Here is a 3284-nt window from a genome sequence, read left to right as displayed (position 1 = left end):
TCCAGCAGGCGATTTTGACTTTGTCGTGCGGTGAGGTTATCGAGGTCCACCCAGGCCAGGGGCTGATCCTGCTGCGCGCAGGAGAACACCGCCTTGGTGCGCTGCCCCGTCTCCGGGTCGATCTGCCATTGCAGACACTGGGCGCAAACCCCTTTGAGCATGCACTGCATGGGGCTGCCCACCGTCGCGGTAGCCTCCAGATCCGCCCGGAAATAAGGCTGTAACTCCGCCTTCAGCGCCTTTTGAAAACCCTTGAGCAGGCCGGTGGAACCCATGACCATCAGACGATCCACGCTGTTCAGCGCTATCCCCGCACCGCCCTGCGTGGATTGTCCGGGCAATGCCCCGGCCCCGTAGGCGCACAGCAGAGCCACCATGTCGCTGGCTTCCACACTGAGATCCTGCGGCCGATGGGGGGCGATCAAGGGACCACTGCCCGTACACCAGATGATCTGATCCGCCGCCGCTTCCAGTTCCGCCTGGTTATCCAGTTCACTGGCTTTCGCCAGGGCCGCCACATAGAGCACGCGGTTGCCCGCCGCCCGCAAGGCCGGGCCGATATCCAGCATCACCGCCGCACCCCAGCGTCCGGCGACCACCAGGATCGTCTTATCCGTGGGGATGTCGGTGGGGGCCCCGGTCGGCCCCATGAGAATAAGCGGATCGCCCGGCTGCAAGCGGCCCACCAGGCGCGGCCCGGTGCCCCACTGCAGGATCAAAAGGCGCACCGCGTCCCCTTCCACCCCCGCACCGCTGACCGTCAGCACCGGAATCTGCAAACGGGTGCCCTCTTCGATCACGCTATGGGACTCATACGTCTGCAAGCGGAAAAACTGCCCTGGCCGGAAATTCCGGGCCGCCAGCGGGGCCTCCACCCACAGCTCGGTAACGGCGGGATTGCTGCGATCGATACGCAATACCCGCATGCTCAGCACCTGCTGCAGGCGTTGCTGAAAACGCCGCAGGTCAAAATCGCCGGCCGCCGCCAAGGTCCCCAAAGCGTGCATGACCTGCGGATACGTCGCCTTGGCCGAAGCAATGGCCTTGACCACGCTGCCATGAAACACCGGATGCGTATCCCCAATAAAACTGATCCGATGCCCGCTGCGGTCGCCATAGGACGTAAAGGGACCGGCCTCCGGCGCCTTGCAATGTTCAGCCACCTGCACCGCCTGCAACGGCCCGTTATCGTGGGCCACATGGGTCTGGAAATGGTCCCCATCCAATTGGAAAGTCCCCGGATATTCCCGTTCGTAGATGGTATTGGGGACGGTGCCGGCGGCGATAAAGACGGCACGGGCGGGCAGCCGCAGATCCTGATCACTGGCCAGCCAGCGCCCTTCCACTTCGCGCATCCGGCGGAAGACCATGTGCGCGATATGCCCATGGCTGTCCAGTTCAGCCCGCAGTGGATCGAGACCCTCGCCATAGTACAGGCCTTCTTCCATGGCCTTGATGAGTTCCTCATGGTTGCGCGTATAGGCGGGCGACTGCCGCATGCCTTTGCGATACGCCAGGGTCACGCCGCCCCAGGACTGGATCAGCGGCACGAAATTGGGTGCCTCACCCGCGCCGCCAGCCCGCTCCCGCTCCGCCCGCACCGCCCGGCCATGGGTCAGGAACTCTTCCAGAATCTCCGCATCCTCGGCAGCCAGCCCGGCGCGGAGCTTTTCTTCCCCGGAGCGCGCCGCCATCGCTTCGTAGCGCGCCAAGACCTTCTCCACCTGCCGCACATAATAGGCCTGCACCTCGGTCGCCGTATCCACCGCCGTCAGACCACCGCCAATCACCACCGCCGGCAGGCGCACCTGCAGATTGGCGAGACTGGACCGCTTGCCCGCCCCGGTCAGCTGCAAGGCCATCAGGAAATCACTGGCCTGGCGCATCCCGCGCGCCAGACTCTCGCCCATCGGCACCACCCGCGGCAAGCCCGCGCCCGTGGCAATACAGACATGATCGAAACCCAGTTCCCAGGCATTCTCAAGGGTGATGGTACCGCCCAGCCGCACACCACCGAAAATCTGAAAATTCGGGCGCCGCGCCAGGGTCAGATAAATCAGTTTGAGGAAATTCTTGTCCCAACGGACGGTAATGCCATATTCGGCCACCCCGCCGAATCCCAGCAGGATCCGCTCATCGAGGTCCTCCTGGAGACTGCTCCAGTCGCGAATGGGCTGCTCCAGCCATTGCTGGGGAAGCGGTTCGATTTTCAGGCCGTCTATCCCCACGACCGCACAGCCCTCCTGTAACAGATGATGGGCCATGGTGAAACCCGCCGGCCCCATCCCCGCCACCAGCACCTTCCGCCCGTTGTAGGGCCGCGCCAGATATTGCGTGTGCCGCAGCGGATTCCAGCGGGTCAGCAGATCGTAAATCTCGACCCCCCAGGGCAGATTCAGCACATCGGTGAGTACCCGGGTCTCCACCTGCGGGATATTCACCGGATCCTGCTTCTGGTAAATGCAAGCCTTCATGCAGTCGTTACAGATACGATGCCCGGTGGCGGGGACCATGGGGTTGTCCACCATCACCATGGCGAGCGCGGCGATGTTGAAACCATCGCGCTTGAGGAGCTGCATTTCCGAGATCTTTTCTTCCAGGGGACAGCCGGTCAGGGTCACACCCAGCGGGTCCACCTTGAGACCCAGTTCCGGCACCCCTTTCTTCTCCGGAAACCCTTTGGAGCAGAAATCCCCCTCATGATCATGGCAATACAGACAATAATGCACTTCGCTCTGAACCCCGCGCGGGTCCATCCGCTGATCCGTGAGATGAAAACTGTCACGGCGCCGCAAGCTGCCTTGCGGCGCGACAAAGGGCGCGCCCTGGAGATCATCGCGCCGCTGCAGCGGCACCAGGGCTTCGTGATCCACGCGCTGCGGCAGACGGAAACTCGACCAACCCGGCACCGCCAGAGCGGCCTGTGGGTCGCTGAGGATAAGGGCACACCACTGCGTCAAACGGTGAATGGCCGCGGCATGCGCCACTTCATCCTTGAGCCATTCTTCGCCCAGCCGGGCAACCGCCCATTCGCGATCCTCCCGCGGCCAGCACCGCTGCTGGATTTCTGCATCCAGCCAGTGATCGAGATCAGCAAAAGATTCGGAAAACTCGCCCCGGTAACGCCGCGCGCGGCGCAGCACGAAATGCTTCTTGAAATCCATGACGACATCATGGCTGCGGGTCCGGGCCTGCAACTCCGCCACCTCCGGCTCCACACAAAAAAGCCGGGCGATAAACCGCTCAAGATGCGGCGCAAGACATAACAAAAACTCACTCTGGGC

General features: G+C 63.1%; 1 protein-coding gene. It reads right to left on the bottom strand.

All coding sequences use genetic code 11. The features are described 5' to 3' along the window. Window positions 1–3284 (bottom strand): FAD-dependent oxidoreductase (locus HF921_RS04610; RefSeq protein ID WP_215893389.1); only part of this gene is annotated, 3284 nt, incomplete at both ends.

The organism is Acidithiobacillus ferriphilus (assembly GCF_018854775.1).
Classification (GTDB): domain Bacteria; phylum Pseudomonadota; class Gammaproteobacteria; order Acidithiobacillales; family Acidithiobacillaceae; genus Acidithiobacillus; species Acidithiobacillus ferriphilus.
The sequence above is the reverse complement of the archived record's forward strand: the minus strand, read 5'-3'. Positions and strand labels throughout refer to the sequence as shown.